15 protein-coding genes are annotated in these 22662 nt (G+C 46.1%); 7 read left to right on the top strand and 8 right to left on the bottom strand.

Annotated features, from left to right (window positions below):
* Positions 1-15: 15 nt before the first annotated feature.
* Together hepC and BHV73_RS01485 are read right to left on the bottom strand one after the other, a co-directional pair.
* Entirely contained in the window at positions 16-2136 is a 2121-nt protein-coding gene (gene hepC / locus BHV73_RS01480) for a heparin-sulfate lyase HepC (RefSeq protein WP_286736090.1), read from the bottom strand.
* 701 nt (positions 2137-2837) lie between these two features.
* The gene (locus BHV73_RS01485) at positions 2838-6902 is read right to left on the bottom strand and encodes a hybrid sensor histidine kinase/response regulator transcription factor (protein ID WP_286736092.1); all 4065 of its coding nucleotides are present in this window, start codon (positions 6900-6902) and stop codon (positions 2838-2840) included.
* Positions 6903-7071: 169 nt separating this feature from the next.
* Here BHV73_RS01485 and BHV73_RS01490 point away from each other — a divergent pair, with 169 nt between their 5' ends.
* Positions 7072-8256: a heparin lyase I family protein gene (locus tag BHV73_RS01490; RefSeq protein ID WP_087425066.1), complete on the top strand. Its 1185-nt coding sequence runs from the start codon at positions 7072-7074 to the stop codon at positions 8254-8256.
* A 95-nt stretch (positions 8257-8351) separates the two neighbouring features.
* On the opposite strand, the gene BHV73_RS01495 is transcribed toward BHV73_RS01490, so the two are convergent.
* The 5 genes from BHV73_RS01495 to BHV73_RS01515 form a co-directional block, all read right to left on the bottom strand.
* Positions 8352-9572, bottom strand: a complete 1221-nt coding sequence (locus tag BHV73_RS01495) for an ABC transporter permease (RefSeq protein WP_286736095.1) — start codon at positions 9570-9572, stop codon at positions 8352-8354.
* Positions 9572-10750 (bottom strand): ABC transporter permease, encoded by a 1179-nt coding sequence (locus BHV73_RS01500; protein WP_286736097.1) that lies wholly within the window; start codon positions 10748-10750, stop codon positions 9572-9574. The genes BHV73_RS01495 and BHV73_RS01500 overlap by 1 nt, the downstream gene beginning before the upstream one ends.
* A gap of 53 nt (positions 10751-10803) precedes the next feature.
* Positions 10804-11790, bottom strand: coding sequence for an HlyD family secretion protein (locus tag BHV73_RS01505; RefSeq protein ID WP_009122748.1), 987 nt, complete (start codon positions 11788-11790; stop codon positions 10804-10806).
* Complete coding sequence (locus tag BHV73_RS01510) at positions 11787-13295, bottom strand: TolC family protein (protein WP_286736099.1); 1509 nt, start codon at positions 13293-13295, stop codon at positions 11787-11789. Before BHV73_RS01510 ends, BHV73_RS01505 begins: the two co-directional genes overlap by 4 nt.
* Positions 13296-13420: 125 nt before the next feature.
* Positions 13421-14299, bottom strand: coding sequence for a DUF8429 coiled-coil domain-containing protein (locus BHV73_RS01515; protein WP_009122746.1), 879 nt, complete (start codon positions 14297-14299; stop codon positions 13421-13423).
* A 228-nt stretch (positions 14300-14527) separates the two neighbouring features.
* Here BHV73_RS01515 and BHV73_RS01520 point away from each other — a divergent pair, with 228 nt between their 5' ends.
* Positions 14528-15448, top strand: coding sequence for a malate dehydrogenase (locus BHV73_RS01520; protein WP_286736100.1), 921 nt, complete (start codon positions 14528-14530; stop codon positions 15446-15448).
* Positions 15449-15592: 144 nt separating this feature from the next.
* Positions 15593-18862: a S41 family peptidase gene (locus BHV73_RS01525; protein WP_286736101.1), complete on the top strand. Its 3270-nt coding sequence runs from the start codon at positions 15593-15595 to the stop codon at positions 18860-18862.
* 84 nt (positions 18863-18946) lie between these two features.
* Here the strand turns inward: BHV73_RS01525 and BHV73_RS01530 are convergent, their stop codons facing one another.
* On the bottom strand, positions 18947-19816 hold the full coding sequence (locus tag BHV73_RS01530; protein WP_009122743.1) for an NAD kinase: 870 nt from the start codon (positions 19814-19816) through the stop codon (positions 18947-18949).
* Between the two features lie 103 nt (positions 19817-19919).
* On the opposite strand from BHV73_RS01530, the gene BHV73_RS01535 reads away from it, so the two are divergent.
* The 4 genes from BHV73_RS01535 (at position 19920) to BHV73_RS01550 (ending at position 22648) form a co-directional block, all read left to right on the top strand.
* Positions 19920-20633, top strand: a complete 714-nt coding sequence (locus BHV73_RS01535; RefSeq protein ID WP_009122742.1) for a pyridoxine 5'-phosphate synthase — start codon at positions 19920-19922, stop codon at positions 20631-20633.
* Positions 20633-21349: a MotA/TolQ/ExbB proton channel family protein gene (locus tag BHV73_RS01540; RefSeq protein ID WP_087412906.1), complete on the top strand. Its 717-nt coding sequence runs from the start codon at positions 20633-20635 to the stop codon at positions 21347-21349. Before BHV73_RS01535 ends, BHV73_RS01540 begins: the two co-directional genes overlap by 1 nt.
* Positions 21350-21420: 71 nt before the next feature.
* On the top strand, positions 21421-21795 hold the full coding sequence (locus BHV73_RS01545) for an ExbD/TolR family protein (protein ID WP_009122740.1): 375 nt from the start codon (positions 21421-21423) through the stop codon (positions 21793-21795).
* A gap of 40 nt (positions 21796-21835) precedes the next feature.
* Positions 21836-22648, top strand: coding sequence for a TonB family protein (locus BHV73_RS01550; protein ID WP_087412907.1), 813 nt, complete (start codon positions 21836-21838; stop codon positions 22646-22648).
* The last annotated feature ends 14 nt before the right edge of the window (positions 22649-22662 follow it).

Here is a 22662-nt window from a genome sequence, read left to right on the forward strand (position 1 = left end):
AAAATTATTGGTTTGTTATAAAGTATAAGATAAATCGTAATTAGTATTATTGATTTCTACTTTTACGGAAGCACCATTTTCACTATAACCTTCATCTGTGAATTCTGCATTAATATTTTGTGAACTTGTATCTCCACAGGGAAGGATAACTGTGATAAAACGTGCCGTTTCATCAGCCGCTTTATTCTTTTTAATACGATAAGATTTACGTGTATAAAATACGTCATTTTTTACAGAGAAAGCGACTCTTCCTGTAAAAGGTTCAAAAGTGAAGTCTGTTTTTGGGAATGTACGTACTACAATGTTATTGCCATCCTTGAATGTAGTATGGGCTCCCATCTCATCGGCATCGTATTCTACTTCATTTTCGTTTTTGCAGAGGTTAAAACTCAAATTTGCAGAACCAGTTGCATTCCCTATTCCTTCATCTATTAAAACAAAGAAACTCTTATTTACGTAGAATACAGCACGCCTGTGTTTCATATTTTCATAATCTTGATTTTCGAAAACAAGCGTTTCGATATTATTTCTTGTTTCAGATTTTAATAATACACCGGCGGCGTTTTTACTTTTTGTGTTGTTAAGAGATAATGTGTTGTGTTTATCAGGGCCACGGAACCAATTGCGATATTCTTGTATCGCCGAATCATCACTTGAATATGCGCATACACCTGAGTCAGGGAAAAAATTACGTTTATTAATATAGAGCTCAAAAGTTCCATTGTCTGGCTGGTTGTGACTATACGAACTTAAACTGGTTGATACATCATTGAATTTATTATTACTGAAAATCATAACTGTAGATCCGGGGTCCCAGCCGTTACGCATAATGTAAAAACCTGCATCATCAAATATCTTCATTTCATTTCCCGGAGTTTTTCCTTGTGCTGTACCGCCATTACCAGCTGTATACATATACTTCAGCTCTTCACTGTCGGGAAACATTTCTACATATGTTTTAAAATTATTGTTTTTCAATGTGTTGCGTGAACGATTCCATGAATCGTTGAACATAGGAACTATTTGGTCTAGATTTTCTAATTCATCTTTACTAGTTCCGCTAAGAAAATAGTTAGGGTATGTGAAATACATAACTACTTCAGCAGCTTTACGAAGTGCTTCTTTAAAATCAATAGATTGATTATTGGCGTTTGCTAACTTCATGGCTTCATAGAAGTCTGCAATAGCCGCTATATGATAGTGTAAAGAAAATTCTTTATGCCATCCATCTGCAAGAAATTGTTGTACTTGTGTATTTAGAATCCCGTAACCTTTATTTTTCCAATTTTCCGCATTCTTCAATTCAGGCATTAAAATACCGGCTGTTGCTAATGCGTTAGCTTGTGTGACAAGGATATTACCACCAGCTTCATATGGATATGCAGCTAAAAAATCAACATGTTCTATGAATGCTGTTAGGAACGTAGTGAACCATTCAGGAGTAAAATTGGAAGATATTTTGTAGTAATCCATTAATTGTACTTGGTCAAGAACGCGTGTTGCTACTTGTAATTGCCACCAGGGCCCCTCATCTGTGGGACCTGCTTCTGGTTTAGGGTTTTGAGCGATCCAATCGCTATATACTTCAATCCAGGAGTTTATGTACTTCTCGTCGTGGGTTGCGCGATATACTTTTGCCTGTGGTATGAACCATTGGTGGCGGTGTAGCTGTTTTTGATATTCTGCACTTGTACCTTTAGGATTGTTGGCCCAATTGATAGCTCCGGCTTTTCCTACGGAATAGGGCATTTCTGTTGTAGCATCTTCAAGTTGTCCATTTACATAAAAGCGATATTCCAATGCATAATTTGCTTTAGATAAATCGGCATCACTGTAAGTTACATCAATTAGTGAGAGATTCGGATTTGTTACATTAGTCCGTGTTCTGTAGTATTCAAGCAATGCACTGGCGGCAAGGTAATTCTCGCCTGCTTCATAATATTGCTTTACTTTTTCCAGACCGGGGTAGTCGAGGTTGAGTTGTTCAAAAACAGCAGCGTTCAATTCTGCGTTCTCTTTGTTTTCGGGAGTCAGTTCCGGACTGATGTTTCCGCCTGTTGCGAAGTCTTCTTCATCGTCAACACATCCGGAGAATGCAAATAATGCGAACAAACAAATAAAAAGAGTGTTCTTCATACTTAAGTTGATTTTTATTAGTAAAAGTTTAATTTTTCTTGCCGCAAATATATTACATTGTATTTTAAACAATAGTATATCTTGTTTATGTTTTTTTTGAATTTCGAATTTTATTATCAAAGTTGTTGAATGAAATATTAGATTTGTCTAAAAGGGTGGCATAAGATGCTCAGAGAGGGCGGTTTGAGTGAATTGGGAAGTACCGGATTATACTTGTTTTATCAGATTATCATCGTAGGAAAACAGGATATTATCATAGGAAAATAATGTTTGCTCATACTTCCTTCACCCTTTTACTTCCTCCTATTCATAGGGGATAACGGGTGAAGCCTGATTATATAAGTGCCATTAGTGTCGGCGTATAGCAGTACTTGAAACGCCACACCTTATCTCCCCAAAGTCCGGGTATTTGCTTGGCAAACCACAGGCATTATGAACGTTGAGGTGTGGCATTTTACTCGTAAAGACGTGGTGTTGCGGGTGCTGACGTGTGGGGTTATTACACATAAAATCGTCTTGCAGGATGAACTTATTCATCCTGCAAGACGAATAAATTCATCTTACTAGCTAAACTTTTTCGTCCCATGGGATGAATATATTTATTCCATGGTTTCACCCGCTATCCCGCATGAATAGGAAGAAGTGAAAGGGTGAAAGGCGGGAATGTATAAACTTCATCAGATAACTTATACATTAAACCTTTATCCTTTAGCTTTCTTTATATACTCCGTCGGCAAGCAGCCCACATACTTCTTGAAACATGTTGCAAAATAAGACGACGAATTAAATCCTACCATACTGCTGACTTCGGCCACTGTATAACGTCCGCTTTTCAGCAGTTCCGTCGCTTTCTTGAACCGGATTTTGCGAATAAAGTCAATAGCGGATTCTCCGGTAATCGCTTTTAGCTTCAAATGCAGGTTGGAACGGCTCATATTCATTTTCTGCGCAAATTCATCGGTGGAGAATTCGATGTTGTCTATGTTCTCCTCTACAATGCTCACGGCACGTTTCAGCAACTCTTCGTCCATGGCGTTGAAAGTGATTTTCTCCGGTTCCACTTCCAGTGACTTGGCATACTTCTCGAGCATGTGCCGGCGGGTACGCATCATGTTCTGTATCTTTGAAGTGAGGACGGTAATGGCGAACGGCTTGGAAATATAATCATCCGCACCCACTTGCAAGCCTTCCAACTGGTCTTTTATATCGGTTTTGGCAGACAGAATAATGACCGGAATGTGGCAAGTACGGATGTTCTGCTTGATATTCTTACACAGTTTGATTCCGTCCATTACAGGCATCATAACGTCGGTGATGATGATATCTACCTCATTATCTTTCAGCTTCTCCAGCGCTTCTTCACCGTTTCCGGCTTCCAGAGTATTGAACAACCCGGCCAAGCCGCTGCTGAGATAATGGCGTATTTCCTGATTGTCTTCCACAATAAGGATAGTGCCGCGTTTTTTGTCACCCGTCTCTATGGCCTCACTTTCCATTTTCTCCGTATCGATGAAATACATGTCTTTGGAGTTGGTGGAGTACACCTGCTCTTCTTCCTTGGAGGCATTGGAGTCCGCCCGTTCCGAAACTTTATAGACGGACAAGTCTTGCGGCAGATAGACGGAGAACGTGCTTCCCTTACCTTCTTCGCTCTCTAATTCGATGTGCCCGTGATGTAAATCCACCAGGCGTTGCACCAATGAAAGGCCGATTCCGCTTCCTATATGCTGGCTTTCTATCTGATAGAAACGTTCGAACACCTTACCCTGCTTGTTGATGGGGATACCGATACCGGTGTCGCTCACTTGCAGTATCAGGCAGTTGTTCTCCTCTTTCAGAGTAACGGTGATACTCTTTCCGTTATCCGTATATTTAAAGGCATTGGATAACAGATTGTTGACAATCAGTTCCAGATAGTTTGGGTCGAAATACTCCTCTTTATCTTCCAGCTCGGAGTGGAAAACATAGTGTATCTCTTTGTGGCGTGCCAGCTTGTCATAATACAGGAAGTTTTCGCGTATCAGGCGATATGCGTTGCCTTTCTTTATCTTCAATTCGAAAACCCCGAGTTCCGCCCGGCGGTAGTCCATAAGCTGATTGACAAGATGCAGCAGGCGATTGGCGTTCCGCTGGATGTATTCCAGCTGGTTGCGGGTCCAACGGTCGTTGATTTTGCTGATAACCTCTTGCAGCGGTGCCAGAATCAGGGTAAGCGGCGTGCGGAGCTCATGCGAAATATTAATGAAGAAACGCATCTTCATCTGGTTGATTTCTTCACGGTGTTCCTTGTCTCGGCGTTCTATTTCAAGCTCCGCTTCCATATTCTTACGCAGCCAGAAGAACCGGAATACAAACGTAATGAACCCGATGGAAGTGGAGAGGAACAGCAGGATAGCCCACCAGGTCTTGTACCATACGGGCAGTATGACGATTTCCAGTATGGTAGGCGTGGTATTCCATTTGCCGTCGTTGTTGGCGGCTTTCACCATGAAGTGATAAGTGCCGTGCGGCAGGTTGGAGTAGGATACCGAGCGCCTGTCCGTGAGGTAATACCATTCTTTGTCGTAACCGTCTAATTTATAGGCGAAAGTATTATGCTGTCCGGAAATGTAGTTTGAAACGACAAACTCCAGAGAAAACGCTGTCTGCCAGGATTTCAGCGTGATGCTTTGCGTGTCGCTGATGTTCTTGCTCAAAATACCGGTTTCGTCGTCGGGACGGACGGTTTTGTTGAACAGTTGTAACTTGGTGATTACTACCGGCGGAGTATAGGGGTTGTCCAGCAAGAGTTCCGGGCGGAATGTGGTAAGGCCGTTTATGCCTCCGAAGTACATTTCGCCGTTAGAAGTACGATAACAGGAAGATGTATTGAACTGGTTGCTTTGCAATCCGTCCGCTTCGGTAAAGTTGCGGAACTTCTCCGTTTCAGGGTTGAAACATGAGATACCCCGGTTGGTGCTCATCCACAGGCGGCCGTAAGAGTCTTCGAGTATGCCGTAGACCACGTTGTTGGGCAGGCCGTTGGCTGTGGTGTACCGCTTAATCCGCTTCTCCTTCTCGTTGAAACAGTAGAACCCTTCGCGCGTACCCACCCAGATTAAACCGTTGGCCGCTTCATAGATATAATTGGTGAATGCTTTTGTAACAGTGGATTCGGGCAGAATCGCCGCTTTCTGTATAGACGTTCCATGCTGTTTGAATACGGATATACCCTCTTCCCCGCCTATCCAAAGGCGCTTTTGAGAGTCCCGGAACAGGGTTGTAATCTTTTGAAGATTCATTGGTGTCCCGTCGCTTTCCTGCGTGACGGTGGTAAAGCTCCGCTTCTCCGGATTGAAGTGTACCAAAGCGCTTAATGTACCTAAGAGGAAGTTATTCTCTCCGTCGGGCAGAATGGCGTATACGTTTTCGTTGATTAAACGGCTGTTGCGTTGGTTGAAGTTCTCTATGCGTCCGCTGTTGCGATGCAAGATGCTTAGACCGCCGGCGTGTGCGCCGATGTAGACCAATCCTCTCGGTTCATCCACATATACGGACTTGATGTTGTTGGAGCCGAAACCGTCTTCACGCTGGTTTTCCTGCAATGCGTAATGGACGAATTGCTGGGTATCGGGGGTGTATAGGTTCAGTCCGCCGTCATTGGTTCCTATCCACAGGTTTTTCTGCCTGTCTTCAACGATACAGCTTACGACATTATCACTCAGCGAGTTTCTGAAAGGAATACGCTCGATGTTCTTGAAGCGGTTACGGATGGGGTGGTAATAGTTCAGTCCGCCGAAATAAGTGCCCAGCCACATACCGCCTTGCGAGTCCATGAAGATGCTGCGCACCGAGCGTTGCGACAGGCTGCCGCTTTCTACGGGATTGCTGCTGTAAGACATGAAAGAGTCGTTTCCTTCATGGTAGATATTGAGGTCGTTGAAAGTACCTATCCATAAGCGGTTTTGCGAATCCAGCGCCAATGAACGGATGTAATTGGAACTGATGGACTGCGGATTGGAAGGGGAATGTCTGTATATCTTGACTTCCCGGGTCTTAGGATTGATAAGAAGCAGCCCGGAGCCTTCCGTTGCCACCCATATACGGGTGGGGGATTGCTGGAGTATTCCCTGAATCTGCTTGCTGCTCGGTATGTAAGTAAGCTTCTCAAGTTTTTTCTGCGGAACGGAGTAGCAGTACATACCGTCCGACGGCGTACCGATATAGATTTGGTCGCCATGCCTGTACAGGGCGGATGCAATCGTTTTGTGCATTGCCGTACTGAATATGTCGTTGACAAAACGGGATGTAGAGACGTCGAACATCGTCAAACCCTCCAGAGTGCTGATGAGCAAACGGTCCGGTGACAGTTCCACAATACCGTTGACTTGCAGATGCTTGCCGTTCTTTTCATAGAAAAAGTTCTGGAATTTGTCTTTCTCCTCGTCGTAGTACGAAAGGCCGTCGCGGGTACCGATCCACACGCGCCCTTTGCTGTCGGTCATCACGATACGGGCTATATCGTTGGCGATGCTGTTCGGGTCGTTCTCGTCGTGCTGATAAACGGTGAATGCGTATCCGTCGTATTTGTTGACGCCGTCGTAAGTGGCGAACCACATATTCCCGAGCTTATCTTGCGCTATGGAGAATACTGTGCTTTGCGATAAGCCGTCCTTAATGGATATATAAGAAAAATTTATTTGCCCCCAGGCTTCCGAATAAGCGTAAGAGACTCCTGCCGTACATAGAAGAAACAGGATGGTTACTATCTTTTTAAGGTTACTCATTATTAAACCGTAAAATTTATGATGCTTCAAAGGTAGTAATATCTTTCAAAATTTCTATATCTTATGGTGGATTTACACAAATATAGGGTTTTCTGAAACAAATAGGGGGTGGGTATGAGGGATAGCTTTCGTACTTTTGCAGCGTAATTTAAGTTTAATATCAAATAGGATGAAGAAAAACATTTTTGTTATCTGCATGGTGATGGCAGCAGGTTGCACGACAACACTGACTGCGCAAACCAAAGGCTCTGAAACATTGGTTCCCTTGACCAAACGGGTAAACGTTCAAGCTGACTCAGCGCGTATCGATCAGGTTATAGACGGCTGTTGGGTAGCTGTCGGCGCGAAAAAGGAGCATGCCATTCAACGGGATTTTACATGTTTGTTCAACGGCAAGCCGTCTTATCGTTTTGAGCTGCGTGAAGAGGATAATACTTTGGAAGGGTACGGAAAGGGAGAGACCAAAGGCCGTGCCGAGTTCTCTTATTGTTATGCCACCTCGGCCGATTTTAACGGATTGCCGGCGGATGCTTACCGGAAAGCGCAAATCACCAAGACCGTATATCATCACGGAAAAGGTATTTGTCCGCAAGGAGCGTCACGCGACTATGAGTTCTCCGTATATATTCCGTCTGCGCTGGATAGCAATGTGTCTACCATTTTTGCCCAATGGCACGGTATGCCCGACCGTACGCTTGTACAGACTCCTGAAGGTGAAGTGAAAAAGTTGACGGTTGACGAGTTTATAGAGCTGGATAAGACCACTATTTTCAAAAAGAACACCGGACATGAAAAAGTGGCGAGACTGGATAAGCAAGGAAATCCGATGAAAGATAAAAAGGGAAATCCTATCTATAAGGCCGGAAAGAAGAACGGTTGGTTGGTAGAGCAAGGCGGTTATCCGCCGTTGGCTTTCGGATTTTCCGGCGGCTGGTTTTATATCAAGGCCAATTCAGACCGCCGTTGGCTGACCGACAAGACTGACCGCTGTAACGCCAATCCGGAAAAAACTCCGATAATGAAGCCTGTGACTTCTGAATACAAATCGTCTACAATAGCTTATAAGATGCCTTTTGCCGATTTCCCCAAAGACTGCTGGGTTACTTTCCGCATTCATATCGACTGGACTACTTATGGCAAGGAAGCCGAAACCATTGTGAAACCGGGCAAACTGGACGTACAAATGGAGTATACCGACAAGAAGAAAACCGTTAAAGAGCATATCGTGAATAATGAAGAAATTCAGATAGGCCGTAATGACGATGACGGTTACTATTTTAAATTCGGCATCTATCGTGTAGGTAACAGTACAGTACCGGTATGCTATAACTTGGCCGGATATAAGGAAGAGTGATGAGTTATAAGTTATGAGTTATAAGTGATTAGCGATTAGTGATACCCCCGATTCACAATTCCCTTGCTTACAACCAATCCTTAATCACTTATAACTCATAACTTATAACTTATCACTCCTTTCTTTCTGCTTTGTATGATTTGCCAACGATAGACCAGACAAGTGGTGAGGAAGTAAATGCCTGTTTGTATCCATAAAGCCTGATACTCGAACGATACTTCGTTGAGAGTGGCTCCCATACTGTTGATGCGTACATAGCCGTTGATTCCGAAAGTGGAAGGGAAGATATAGGAAAAATATCTCCAGAATTCGGGCATTGCGGCGCCCGGCCATGAAATGCCGGAGAGGAACAATAGCGGTACGGAGGTAAATACAAACAATAACATACAGGTTTCCCGGTTGCGTATGGCAATGGATGCCGTCATCGCAAAGAAGATGCAAGCTGCCAGATAGGGCAGGGCGAAGAGAGTCAGCACACCGGGAATCGCTATCTGGTTGAGGCTGAAAAGGCGGGGAACCACGCATAATATATACACAGCCACCAGCGAATATACCATAAAATAACTCAATCCTTTTCCCATTACGATACGGAGCGTACCGTTATAATGACGGTTGATAGGAACCAAATCTTTGAACCGGTTTTGCTCGCGGGCGGTTCCGGCGGATAAGCCGATACCCAGCAGGAGCGTTTGCTGTATAATCAATATGAGTACGGCAGGTATCAGAAAAGCGGCAAATCCATTGGTCGGGTTGAAGATGGTTACGTCTTCGTATTCGATGGGGTAGGCTGTTATTTCATCCTGACGGGCGGTGGTGTTGCCGGAGCGTTTCATTTTAATGTCTGCATTCATGGCGAGCGACACGTTGGTGTTGGCTGTCAGTAATGCCTTGTAGTAAAGCAGTCCGCTCATATCGCAGAAAATACTGACTTGTGTCTGTTTGCCCCGGGCTATGTCATCGCTGAAATGGGCGGGTATGTAAATAATGCCGTAAGCTTTGCGGTCTTTCAGCATGAGTTTGGCTTCTTCCATATCGGCGCAATGAGCCACAATGCTTGTTTCCGGACTGGCGTCTACTTTCCGGAGATACTCCCGGCTCAGTGAACTGCGTGAGTTGTCCACGACTACGGTAGGCACTTCACGAATTGTTTCGTTGGTATAGATGAAAGAGTATATCAACGGATACACCAACGGGACAAGCACAAAGAAAATCAGCACGCCTTGATCGCGAAAGGTGGTGCGGAATTCCTGCTTCCATATATAGAACAGGTCGTGTATGCCTTGTACGACTTTCTGTTTGAACGTCAGCTGTTTCATCAGGGTACGTATTTATAGTATATCAATGCTTCTTTCAGCCTGTGGGCAACGAGGAAGGGAAGCATCATGAAAATAAGCAATGCCACATAATTCATCCATGAGTAAATCATGGGATAGCCGTTCAGAGCCTGGTCTACATAGATAAGGAAGTAGTGACGCAGGGGGAATAAGTTGGCCAAACCTTGCAGTACGGGGTGCATCGCCATAGCCGGGAACGACAGTCCGCACATGGAGAACGACAGCACGCCCCATAAGGAAGCGAAGCTCAGTCCCAAACGCAGTGTGGGGAGGGTGCCTATCATCAGTATGCCCATGCCTTGCGAAGCCAATACCAGGCAGAGGGTGGCGAACAGCATCGGCAATATTCCGCTGTTGCAGGGGAAGTGCAGGAAGCCGTACAGATACACATTATATAATATACCCATAAGGAAGAATACAGCCGTGTGGGGCAGCAGCTTTCCGGCAAGGGAAATCCAGATGGAGTTGTTACCCGTACGCAACCATTCGCGGGCGGTACGGTCTTTGATTTCTACGCCGATGGAGTAGACGGTTATCATAAAGATGAGCAGCATCAGTACGCCCGGAGCAAAGGTATTGCACAGGTATACGGAATAGTTCAGCCACGGATTGTTCAGCGGGTGAGTATCGATGACAATCGCTTGCAGGAATGCCATCGCCTGGTCTTCGGTAGCGCCTTTGGCATATAGTGCTGTGCGTGCGGCGGCTCCGGATGCCAGTTCGCTCATCATCTTCATGTCTTTAAAGAGTAATGAACCGGCTATGAGCAACGTGTTGTTGGTATAGAAAGATACTTTGGGCTGCCGCTGGGCTTGTGCTTTGGCGGTTGTCCCTTCGGGGATGTAATAGAAGCCGTAAATCTCTCCTTTCTGCATGGCGATACGCGCATCGGCGATAGTGGGGTAGTGAGCTACGACTGCCGTTTGCTCGAAAGCGTCCAGATTACGTACCAGTTGGCGTGAGGTGGTAGTCATATCCTGGTCTACCACGCCGACCGGCATATCGGTGGGCAAACCGGAATCCATCAATGTCGTGAAGAATATATAGCAGAATAGGGGCGCTACTACCATGCAGAACAGGTAGAGCGGGCGTGAAACGAGACGGCGAAACTCACGTTTCATCACATTCCACAAGGCCATGTATTTATTGTTCTTCTCCATTGTCATTCTCTCACCTTATCACTTTACCACCTTATCGTCTTTGTATTACCTCATCACTTTTTCAATATCACGCTCATTCCCGGACGCAGCCCTTCTACTTTCTCCTGCGGAGACGCCTTTACCTCGAATGTTTTTAAGTCGAATTGTCCGGTAGTCTTGGTGGCTTTCCAGGCGGCGTATGTGCCGAGGTCTTTCATGTAGTATACTTTCAGCCGGATGTTCCTGTCAAGAGCGGGGATGAAGGCTTCAAATTCGGTTCCCATACCTAATCCTTGCAATAAATCCTCGCGCACATTGAAAGTGACCCACATGTCGTCCATAATAGCGATATTCATGATGGGGGCACCTGTACCCACCAACTCGCCTGTTTTGGGGAATATCTCGGAGACTTCACCGGCGGTTTGGGCTATCAGGTAAGTCTCCTTAATGTATGACTCTACCTCGGCGACGGCTCCTTTTGCCCGTTCCACCAAAGCTGCCGCGGCGGCCTTGTCCTCACGTTCCGCCCCGTTCTTTGCCATGGTGTATTGGGCTTTGGCGGCTTTCTCGGTGGCTTGCGCGGCATCGCGCTGGGCGGTAACTTCATCCAGCTTTTGGGCGGACATTACTCCCTGGTCGTGCAGGTTCTTTACACGCTTGTACGATTTCTCTGCTATGGCAAGTCCTGCTTGGGCTTTCTGCCACATTTCGTAGGCTGCCTGTATTTGTTCTTGGCGGGCGCCTTTCAGCGCCTTTTCGTTTTGGGCTTGCGCGGCGGCTTCGGCGGCACGTGCCTGCTCCAGTTTCGCCTGTACGTCCGGAGCTTCAAGAATGGCAAGCGTATCTCCGGCCTGTACGCTTTGTCCCTCTTTCACCCGGAACTCCAGGATACGCCCCGGTACTTTGCTCGATACGCGGTATTCTGTTACTTCCGCCTGGCCTTGTATGATTTCCGGTCCCTTGCGCAGCATGAAGAAACCCACCAGAGCAACGATGGCAATCACTCCCGTTAAAGTGAGGAATGCCAGCAACATGTTACTGTTTTGTGATTTTGTATTCATTTTATGATTTCAGATTTATAATTTTCAACCCTTAAACTTCCCATTGCCTTCTTTAAATAGATGTCCGTCAGTTTCACGTCTATTTGGGCGTCTATCTTCTCCGACTGGGCGGACAGCCAGGCGGTATGCGCTTCCAATACGTTGCTTGCCGGGATTACTCCTTCCTCGAATCCGAGGGTGGCGTAGCGTAAGTTCTCATTTGCCTTTTCCAGGTTCTTTTCAGCCATGATAAGTTTCTTGGCTGCTTCGTTTACTTTGAAAACCGATTGGCTGACTTGCAGTTCTATCTTTTCTTTGGCGTCGTCCAGTTGATATTGGGTGATACGGGCTTCGGACTTGGCGGCTTTTACTTTATAAATACCTTCTCCCCAATGCCAGATAGGTACACTGACCATGACGCCTACATTCCACATGCCTTTGAATTTGTTCTCAAAGCTGTTGAATACGGAAGGATTCGTTGCCATATAGTTTCCGATGAGGGCTACGGACGGCAGGAACTCCGAACGGGTGACGTTCACTTTCTGCTTGTAGATTTGAGTGGCGAGTTCCAGGCTGCGTACTTCCGGGCGCGTGGCATATACATTATTTATATCGATACTGCTGTTGTCTGCCGGAATAAGGGTTAAGTCGTTCTCCTTTTCATCCGCTAAAGCAATGGGGGTACTGAGGTCTAATCCGCATAGCTGGCATAGCAACATTCTGGAAAGGCTTAAACCGTCATCCACTTTTGTCAGTGTCATTTCGGCTTCGTTTACTTTTACTTTGACAGACAATCCGTCCGCTTTGGTAGCTACTCCTTCGGCAATCATCTTGTCTACATCGCTTTCCAGCTTTTGCAAAAGTTCAAGATAGCCTTCCGCCAATTTCTTTTTATTGGCGAGAGATACGACTTGCCAATATGCCTGGTCGGTACTTAGAATGACTTCCTGCATCCCGCTGTTGTGCTGTTGGCGCGCCAGTTCTTCGGCATATTTGGTAATCTTGTTGTAAGCGCGTATTTTACCGCCCATATACAATGGCTGGGTCAGTGTCAATGCCCCGGCGTACATGTTACGTGTGTCGGTACGGAAGGCATCGACAAGCGACTGTCCTAATCCATTCAGCGGAGTGGCAATGTCTATGTTGCCCAATGACCGGACGAGCGCCATGAATTGCGGGTTTTGTGTCAGTTGCGGGTATTGGGTTATCATACCTTGAATACCGTTCTGTAACGCGCCGCTTACTTGTGTTCCTACGGAGCCGAGCGCGCCTTTCTGCGCATCATTCAGCAGAGAAAACTCTTTTTGATTGCGCATATATCCGCCGGTAGCGGATATTTGGGGCAGATAGCTCGTGAACGCCGCTTTTTTCCGGTAGTGCGCCGCTTTGATTTTTTCCTGACCGATCAGCAGTTCCTTGTTATTGGCAATTGCCAATGCACGGCAACTATCCAAGCTTAAAACGTCCTGTGCAACCGCTGGAAGCGTCAGGCAGGTCAAACAGATGAAACAGAAGAACTTTTTCATTGTATCTATACATTAGAATAGTAGTGAATCCGTTGTTTAATAAAGCAACAATTATTGCATAAACAACGATGCAAATGTATAGGGTTTCAATGATATTGCAAAATAAATTAGGGCTTTTTTAGAACTTAATCCAAGTTGAACGATTGAGAGCCGATGAGCGTTCCGTCCGAGAATATGTCTATGCGATAGCTTCCCGCATACAGAAACTCTTCGACATCCCAATAAACCGTAACATGCTGTTCTTCGCCGTTATACTCTATATATTTCTTGATGGAGTATACCAGTTCGCGATTTTCATACGGGAATGTGTTGGAAGCGCTTTTGCTCAGTACGTCATTATCCGGTTTGGTGATACGGACGTAGAGCGTGCGTTCTCCAGTTTCGGCGGTTATATTCTTGACGATTGTGAAGTTGATTTTCAGTTTAACGACGTCTTTCACCTTTTTGGCTGTTTTGCCTCGTTTGTTGGTAGCCTGGATGTTGATGTTCGTAGCATCCAGCTGAGCTGCGAGCGTAACCTTTTTATTCAGGTTTTTCTTTTCTTCGGAAAGGTTGCTGATTTGCTGTGAGGCGACGTTATACTTACGGGTGACATCGGCTATCACTTCCTTTTGGTGGGTAGTGAGACGGCTCAGGGAGTCTATCTGGTTGATATAGCCGATCATTACTTTACGAAGGGTCGCCAGTTCTTTTTTCAAGCGGCGAATTTCGGTGGCATTGGTGCTTTTTACGGTACGGAGCTCTTCCAACAGACGTTGTGTCTTCAGCTGCTCCTGCTCCAGAAGTACGGAAAGGGAGTCGTTGGAAACGGTAAGTTTCAGTTCGTCATATTGTTTGGCGAAGTCGGTATATTGGTTCTCCAGGTCTTCCTTTTCCAGGTTGAACTCCTGTACCAACTCGTTGTTGGTTCGTTTCTCCGAAATCAATAACACGGTGACACCTATTAATAATAGTATCAAAAGACTTCCGATGATAATCTGAAGCGTATTTTTTTTATTGGCCATTTTGATGGTGTTTAGTGGTTAGCGATTGGCGATTAACAGATGGGTTGCTTCCCCCTATAATCGTAAATCACCGCAAAAATAATCATTAATCACCAATCACTAACCACTAACTACTATCAAATTCTTCATTTAACTAAAATTATTACGGAAATATTTCTTTAATCAGGAATGTCGTTGTACTTTTGTGGCAACTTTATAGAACACTAATAAACAAAAACTTTAGAAATTATGTCAAAAGTAACCGTAGTAGGTGCAGGTAACGTAGGTGCTACATGCGCTAATGTGTTAGCCTTTAATGAAGTGGCTGACGAAGAAGGCGTTTCAGAGGGTAAAGCAATGGATATGATGCAGACTGCTCAGCTGTTGGGCTTCGACACCACTATTGTAGGTTGTACCAACGATTATGAGAAGACTGCCAATTCCGACGTTGTCGTAATCACTTCAGGTATTCCCCGTAAGCCGGGTATGACTCGTGAAGAGTTGATTGGCGTGAATGCAGGCATCGTTAAGTCGGTTGCGCAGAACATTCTGAAATATTCTCCTAATGCTATCCTCGTAGTTATCTCTAACCCGATGGATACTATGACTTATTTGTCTTTGAAATCTTTGGGTATTCCTAAGAACCGCATCATCGGTATGGGCGGCGCTTTGGATAGCTCTCGTTTCAAATACTTCTTGTCTCAGGCTCTGGGTTGCAATGCCAACGAAGTGGAAGGTATGGTTATCGGTGGTCATGGTGATACTACTATGATTCCTTTGGCTCGTCTGGCTACTTACAAAGGCCAGCCGGTAAGCACGCTGTTGAGCGCGGAAAAGCTGGACGAAGTCGTTGCTTCTACTATGGTGGGCGGTGCTACGCTGACTAAGTTGCTGGGTACTTCTGCATGGTACGCTCCGGGTGCGGCAGGCGCTTATGTAGTTGAGTCTATCATCCACAACCAAAAGAAGATGGTTCCCTGCTCTGTATATCTGGAAGGTGAATACGGTGAGTCCGATATTTGCATCGGCGTTCCCGTTATTCTCGGCAAGAACGGTATCGAAAAGATTGTTGAACTGGAACTGAACGCTGATGAAAAAGCTAAATTTGCTGCCAGCGCTGCTGCCGTTCACAAAACCAACGCTGCTCTGAAAGAAGTAGGCGCTCTCTGATTGAGGGGGTAACTTAAAGTATAAGTAAAGCCTCACGAACTTTTACCGGAAAGGAAAAGTCGTGGGGCTTTTGCATTTTTCCCATTATCCTAATGCCGTTCGTTATGCTCTGAATGACAAACGGCGGAAAACAACACTTATTATATGAAAAAACTATTATTAACCCTTGCCGCCTGTATGGCAAGCTTTGCTTTTGCGCAGGATACTCCGCTTTGGATGCGTCATTGCGCCATTTCTCCCGATGGGACTACGATTGCTTTCACTTATAAAGGCGATATTTATACAGTGCCGGTCGGTGGTGGGCGTGCCATGCAGCTTACTACCAATCCCGCCCATGATACGGAACCGGTATGGAGTCCTGACAGCAAACGCATCGCTTTCGCTTCCGATCGTATGGGGAGCATGGATGTCTATATCGTTTCCAAAGAGGGCGGCGAGCCTCGCAGGCTGACTACCCATTCGGGGAGCGAAATCCCTGTGGCGTTTAGCGATGCCGGACATATTCTGTTTTCCGCGGATATTATGCCGTCTGCCGAAACGGTTCTCTTCCCTTCCAACGGACAATTCCGGCAAGTATATAAAGTGTCGGTAGAGGGCGGCCGTCCTGTCCTTTATTCGCCGATGCCGATGGAGCGTATTTCTATTAATAAGGAAGGGACGATACTTTATCAGGATAAGAAAGGCTATGAAGATTATTGGCGTAAGCATCAGGTATCGCCCATCGCACGTGACATATGGATGTATGCACCGGATGAAAAACCCGCTTACCGACAACTGACTGCATTTGGCGGTGAAGACCGCGAACCGGTTTGGGCGCCCGATGGAAAGTCTTTTTATTATCTGAGTGAAGAAAACGGAACTTTCAACGTATATCAGCGTACTCCCGACGCAACTTCCGCCACGCAGGTCACCCGTCATACCAAGCAACCGGTGCGTTTTCTCAGCATTGCTGCCGACGGCAGGCTTTGTTACGGTTATGACGGGGAAATTTATACCTTAACTCCGGGAGGAGAACCTCGGAAAGTGAATATCAGCATTGTTTCCGACAGAAGCGACAAGGATTTGATTCGCCAGATTAAGAGTAGCGGGGCAACGGAAATGGCTTTATCGCCTAATGGCAAGGAAGTGGCTTTTGTGCTTCGTGGAGATGTGTATGTAACTTCGGTTGACTATAAAACCACCAAACAGATTACAAATACGCCTTGTCAGGAACGTGATGTTGATTTTGCTCCCGACGGCCGTTCGTTGGTATATGCTTCCGAGCGTAACGGGCTCTGGCAGCTTTATACTTCCGCTATTGTCCGTAAGGATGAAAAACAGTTTACATACGCTACGGAGTTGAAAGAGGAACGGTTGACCGATTCGGATGTGACCTCTTTCCAACCGCAGTACAGTCCCGACGGGAAAGAAGTGGCATTTCTGGAGAACCGTGCGGCTATCCGTGTCATCAACTTGAAAACGAAAGATGTACGTACCGTAATGGATGCCAAGTATCAGTACTCTTATTCCGACGGCGACCAGTGGTTCCGGTGGAGTCCTGACAGCAAGTGGATTCTTTCTGATTTTATAGGCATCGGCGGTTGGAACAATAAGGATGTCGTGTTGCTGAATGCCGACGGAAAAGGAGAAATGATAAACCTGACCGAAAGCGGCTATACAGACGGTAACGCCAAATGGGTATTAGGCGGAAAAGCGATGATTTGGACGAGCGACCGTGCCGGATATCGCAGCCATGGCAGTTGGGGAGCCGAAGATGATACCTATATCATGTTTTTCGATGCCGAGGCTTATGACCGCTTCCTGATGAGTAAAGAAGAAACCGCTTTGATGGAAGAGGCCGAAAAAGCGGAAAAGGAAGCAAAGGAAAAAGCGGATAAGAAGAAAGATTCCAAAAAGAAAGGTGATAAGACAGAAAAGGACGGGGATGCAGCGAAAGAAAAGAAGGCGGAACCTTTGAAATTTGATTTGGAAAATCGCTTCGACCGCATTGTACGTCTGACAGTTAACTCTTCGCACATGGCGGATGCCGTACTTACTCCGAAAGGGGATGCGCTTTATTACCTGTCTACTTTTGAAGACGGTTACGACCTTTGGAAGCATGATTTGAAAGAAAATTCAACCAAGGTTCTTTTGAAAGATGTAGGCGCGGGTGCTTTGTTGCCTGATAAGGATGGAAAGAATATTTTCCTTTGCAGCAGCGAAGGTATGAAGAAAATAGAGGCAGAAGGCGGTAAAGTTACTCCGATTGAGTTTGAGGCCTTCTTCGATTATCGTCCTTATGGAGAACGTGAGTATATTTTCGACCATGTTTGGCAACAGGTGGATGATAAGTTCTATGTGGAAGATTTGCAGGGAACGGACTGGATGGGCTATAAGGCGAGCTATAAACGCTTCTTGCCATATATCAATAATAACTACGACTTTACGGAAATGCTGAGTGAAATGCTGGGTGAGCTGAACGCTTCGCATACGGGAGCGCGTTATTATGCTTCCGGTGCAACACTGCCTACGGCTGCATTGGGCGTATTCTATGATGAATCGTATACCGGTGATGGACTGAAAATCAAGGAAATCATCGCTCAAAGTCCTCTGACCAAAAAGAAAACCGATGTCAAGCCCGGTTGTATAATCGAGAAGATAGACGGTGTGGTTGTCAAGGCGGGTATGGATTATTTCCCGTTGCTTGAGGGTAAGGCTAATCGTAAAACGATTCTTTCGGTTTATGACCCGGGTACGAAGAAACACTTTGAAGAGACGGTCAAACCGATTACTTATGCGGCGCAAAGCGAACTCCTTTATAAGAGGTGGGTGGAGAATTGCCGTAAGAAAGTAGAGGAACTGTCCGGCGGACGTATCGGTTATGTTCATATCAAGGGAATGGATAGTCCGAGTTTCCGTAAGATGTATTCCGAATTGCTGGGACGTAACCGTAACAAAGAGGCGGTAGTGGTGGATGTCCGTCATAATGGTGGCGGATGGCTGCACGATGATGTGGTGACATTACTTGGCGGAAAAGAATATGAACGCTTTGTGCCGCGCGGGCAGTATATCGGCAGCGATCCGTTTAATAAATGGTTGAAACCGTCCTGTATGTTGGTTTGCGAGGACAATTACAGCAATGCCCATGGTACTCCTTTTGTTTACAAGACTTTGGGTATCGGTAAATTGGTGGGCACTCCCGTTGCCGGGACGATGACAGCCGTATGGTGGGAACGCCAGATCGATCCGAGTATCGTGTTCGGCATTCCACAGGTGGGTTGCATGGATATGCAGGGTAATTATCTGGAAAACCATACTTTACAACCGGATATTTTGATATACAATACTCCGGAAGAGGCGATAAACGGAGATGATGCGCAATTGAAAGCTGCGGTGGAACATCTGCTGAAGCAGTTAACATCGAAGCCTGAATGAAGTTAACTGAAAGGTAGATAATTAGTTAACATCTTGATATAAGGAAGTTAACTTCGTTGTTGGCGCGAAGTTAACTTCCTTTTTTTATCTTACATCCGCCCCCCACATCATTTTATTCCGCAACGTATCGAAAAAGATATGATTGAAGCGCTTCACTACTTTTATGGAATAGTCCGCACGTGAAATGGTGAGCCGTGTGGTTTCTTTGCATGATTCGCTCCGTCCGTCGATGGCTACGAGGAAGTTGTGGCTGCGGCTCTCTACTTCAAGCGTGATTTCCCAGTCATCACAGATGACGATGGGACGTACGTTCAGGCTATGAGGGGCAACGGGAGTAATTGCAATCGTCTTGCTATGAGGAACGATGACCGGACCGCCGACACTCAATGAATAAGCCGTAGAGCCCGTAGGGGTGGCTACAACCAAACCGTCAGCCTGATAAGTGGTAAGATGCGCTCCGTTGATTGCCGTATGAATACTGATCATGGATGAACTGTCGCGTTTCAGGACGGCTATTTCATTCAGGGCATAAGGATATTCCATTAGTTTTTCGTCATCGCACTTCAACTGCAATACGCTGCGTTCCTCTACTTTATAGTGGTTGTTGTAAATTTCATCAATCGTTTCTTCCATTTCTTCGGGCGATATGTCGGCCAGGAAGCCGAGACGTCCTGTATTGATACCCAAAATGGGAATATTCTTTTTGCCGACGCGGCTGGCGGCTTTCAAGAACGTGCCGTCACCGCCGATGCTGATAACCATATCGGCGCAGAAATCGTCACCGTCGAACAATTCGGCGGAGGGGATGTTGAGGTGTAGGTCGGAAGTCAGGAAATTATAGAACTCGCGGCAGACACAGAGCTGTGCTTTGCGCTGAGCCAGCAGGCGGAAAAGGTTTTCGGCATGCGATGACTTCTTCGCCTGGTAAGTATTTCCGAATATGGCAAATTTCATAATTGTTTTCTGTTTTTGTAGGATGCAAAAATAGTTTTTTTCTCAGAATGCTGCCAACATATTGCTATTATTTGTACTTTTGCCCCAAACTATAAGCCGAATTATGACTAGATTAAGTGTAAATATCAATAAAGTGGCAACATTACGTAACGCGCGTGGAGGCGATGTGCCTAATGTTGTAAAAGTAGCGTTGGATTGTGAAAACTTTGGCGCCGACGGTATAACGGTACACCCGCGCCCCGACGAAAGGCATATCCGTAAGAGGGATGTTTTCGATTTGCGTCCGTTGTTGCGTACGGAGTTTAATATAGAGGGTTATCCCGCCCCCGAATTTATAGATTTGGTGTTGAAGGTAAAGCCGCATCAGGTGACGTTGGTTCCGGACAGTCCCACTCAGTTGACATCCAACTCCGGTTGGGATACGAAAACCAACCTTGAATTTTTGACGGAAGTACTGGAAGCGTTCAATACCGCCGGTATCCGTACGTCTGTATTCGTGTCTACCGATGCGGAGATGATAGAGTATGCCGCCAAAGCCGGCGCAGACCGTGTGGAGCTTTATACCGAACCCTATGCTACGGCATTCCCGAAAGGAAAGGAAGCTGCGGTAGCTCCTTTTGTGGAAGCGGCCAAAATAGCGCGCAGCCTGGGACTGGGGCTGAATGCCGGTCACGACCTGAGCTTGGAGAATCTGAATTATTTCTATAAAAACATACCCTGGCTGGATGAAGTTTCCATCGGTCATGCGCTGATTAGCGATGCTTTGTATCTGGGATTGGAACGCACCATTCAGGAATATAAAAACTGTCTCCGCTGATGAATCTTATGTTGTTATTAGCCCAGGCGGCTCCGGCGTTGGCCGATTCTATCGCCGGCGCCAATCCGGTACTTACTCCTGTTGCCGCTCCCGATGAAATGAATTTATGGAGTATGGCTGTCAAGGGCGGTTGGATTATGATAGTTCTCGGAGTTCTCTCCGTTATCTGCTTCTATATCTTGTTTGAACGGAATTACGTTATCCGTAAGGCGGGTAAGGAAGACCCTATGTTTATGGATAAAATCAAGGATTATATTCTGGGTGGTGAGATTAAGGCTGCCATCGCTTATTGCCGCAGCGTCAATACGCCTTCCGCCCGTATGATAGAGAAAGGTATCAGCCGCTTGGGACGTCCGGTTAACGATGTGCAGGCTGCCATAGAAAATGTAGGTAATATCGAAGTGGCAAAGTTGGAAAAAGGATTGACTATCATGGCTACCATTTCCGGCGGTGCTCCGATGATCGGTTTCTTGGGTACGGTGACCGGTATGGTACGCGCTTTCTTTGAAATGGCGAATGCCGGTAATAATATCGATATAACCCTGCTTTCGGGCGGTATATACGAGGCTATGATTACCACCGTAGGCGGTCTGATTGTGGGTATCATCGCTATGTTTGCCTATAATTATCTGGTGACGCTGGTGGATGGTGTCGTAAACAAGATGGAAGCCAAGACAATGGCTTTCATGGACTTGCTGAACGAGCCTGCCAAATAAAATCATAAGTTATAAATCATAAATAGGAGAGCGTGTTACAACGTAGAGCAAAAATATCGCCCAATTTCAGTATGGCGTCCATGACGGATGTTATATTCCTGCTGTTGATTTTCTTTATGATTACTTCTACGGTAGTATCGCCGAATGCAATCAAGGTATTGCTTCCGCAGGGAAAACAGCAGACATCCGCCAAGCCGCTGACAAGGGTTATCATCGATAAGGATTTGAATTATTACGCGGCTTTCGGTAACGACAAGGAACAGGCGTTGACTTTGGATGGTTTGACTCCTTTCCTGCAATCGTGCGCAGCGAAAGAACCCGAAATGTATGTGGCGTTATATGCCGATGAATCCGTTCCTTATCGGGAGATTGTGAAAGTGCTGAATATCGCTAATGAGAACCACTTCAAAATGGTGTTGGCTACACGCCCGCCTGAGAATAAGTAAACGGTTTCAATCGTAAATAGCTAAATCGTAAATCGAAACGGTGAATCAGAAGAAGAAAGGAAAATATATAGGATTGGCAGGGGCGCTGTTGGTACACGTTGTTGTCATTGCCCTTTTGATACTGGTAGGATTTACGTTGCCTGAACAGTCGGAGGAAGGCGGTGTGCCTGTGATGATGGGAGAAACGTCCGATGCCTGGGGCGTTGCCGATCCTTCTTTGGTAGAAGTGGAGACTATGCCGGAAGAAGCGGCTCCGGAAGTGCCGGAAGAGGCAGAGCAAGAGATGTTGACGCAGGAAGATGAAGAGACCGTCGCCATAAAGCCTAAAGCGGAAGAAAAGAAGAAAGAAATAAAGAAACCCGAAAAGACCGAGGCTGAAAAAGCCGAAGAGGCTCGTAAACTTGCTGCTGAAAAATCGGAACGGGAACGGAAAGCAGCCGAAGAAGCTGCCCGTAAACGTGTAGCGGGAGCTTTCGGTAAAGGTGCGCAAATGGGTAGTAAAGGTTCTACGGAAGGAACCGGCGTGCAGGGAAGCCCTACGGGGAATTCTTCGACGGGAGCGACAGCCGGAACCGGCGGATATGGAACTTTTAATCTTGGCGGACGTTCTATAGGCGAAGGCGGATTGCCGCGTCCTGTATATAATGTACAGGATGAAGGAAAAGTAGTGGTTACCATTACTGTAAACCCTGCCGGACAGGTCATCGGAACCAGTATCAACCGCCAGACGAATACTGTAAACCCCGCTTTGCGGAAAGCGGCCGAAGATGCGGCGAAGAAAGCGAGGTTCAATACTGTAAGCGGGTTGAATAACCAGACAGGAACGATAACGTATTATTTTAATCTAAAATAAGAGGAGAAACTATT

The sequence above is a fragment of the Bacteroides sp. 44_46 genome, from assembly GCF_001915465.1.
In the GTDB taxonomy this organism is placed as follows: domain Bacteria; phylum Bacteroidota; class Bacteroidia; order Bacteroidales; family Bacteroidaceae; genus Bacteroides; species Bacteroides clarus.

What these genes read in the sequence shown, in the direction of transcription:
- hepC (WP_286736090.1), bottom strand. Translation starts at nt 2,136, where the DNA reads ATGAAGAACACTCTTTTTATTTGTTTGTTCGCATTATTTGCATTCTCC.
- BHV73_RS01485 (WP_286736092.1), bottom strand. Translation starts at nt 6,902, where the DNA reads ATGAGTAACCTTAAAAAGATAGTAACCATCCTGTTTCTTCTATGTACG.
- BHV73_RS01490 (WP_087425066.1), top strand. Translation starts at nt 7,072, where the DNA reads ATGAAGAAAAACATTTTTGTTATCTGCATGGTGATGGCAGCAGGTTGC.
- BHV73_RS01495 (WP_286736095.1), bottom strand. Translation starts at nt 9,572, where the DNA reads ATGAAACAGCTGACGTTCAAACAGAAAGTCGTACAAGGCATACACGAC.
- BHV73_RS01500 (WP_286736097.1), bottom strand. Translation starts at nt 10,750, where the DNA reads ATGGAGAAGAACAATAAATACATGGCCTTGTGGAATGTGATGAAACGT.
- BHV73_RS01505 (WP_009122748.1), bottom strand. Translation starts at nt 11,790, where the DNA reads ATGAATACAAAATCACAAAACAGTAACATGTTGCTGGCATTCCTCACT.
- BHV73_RS01510 (WP_286736099.1), bottom strand. Translation starts at nt 13,295, where the DNA reads ATGAAAAAGTTCTTCTGTTTCATCTGTTTGACCTGCCTGACGCTTCCA.
- BHV73_RS01515 (WP_009122746.1), bottom strand. Translation starts at nt 14,299, where the DNA reads ATGGCCAATAAAAAAAATACGCTTCAGATTATCATCGGAAGTCTTTTG.
- BHV73_RS01520 (WP_286736100.1), top strand. Translation starts at nt 14,528, where the DNA reads ATGTCAAAAGTAACCGTAGTAGGTGCAGGTAACGTAGGTGCTACATGC.
- BHV73_RS01525 (WP_286736101.1), top strand. Translation starts at nt 15,593, where the DNA reads ATGAAAAAACTATTATTAACCCTTGCCGCCTGTATGGCAAGCTTTGCT.
- BHV73_RS01530 (WP_009122743.1), bottom strand. Translation starts at nt 19,816, where the DNA reads ATGAAATTTGCCATATTCGGAAATACTTACCAGGCGAAGAAGTCATCG.
- BHV73_RS01535 (WP_009122742.1), top strand. Translation starts at nt 19,920, where the DNA reads ATGACTAGATTAAGTGTAAATATCAATAAAGTGGCAACATTACGTAAC.
- BHV73_RS01540 (WP_087412906.1), top strand. Translation starts at nt 20,633, where the DNA reads ATGAATCTTATGTTGTTATTAGCCCAGGCGGCTCCGGCGTTGGCCGAT.
- BHV73_RS01545 (WP_009122740.1), top strand. Translation starts at nt 21,421, where the DNA reads ATGGCGTCCATGACGGATGTTATATTCCTGCTGTTGATTTTCTTTATG.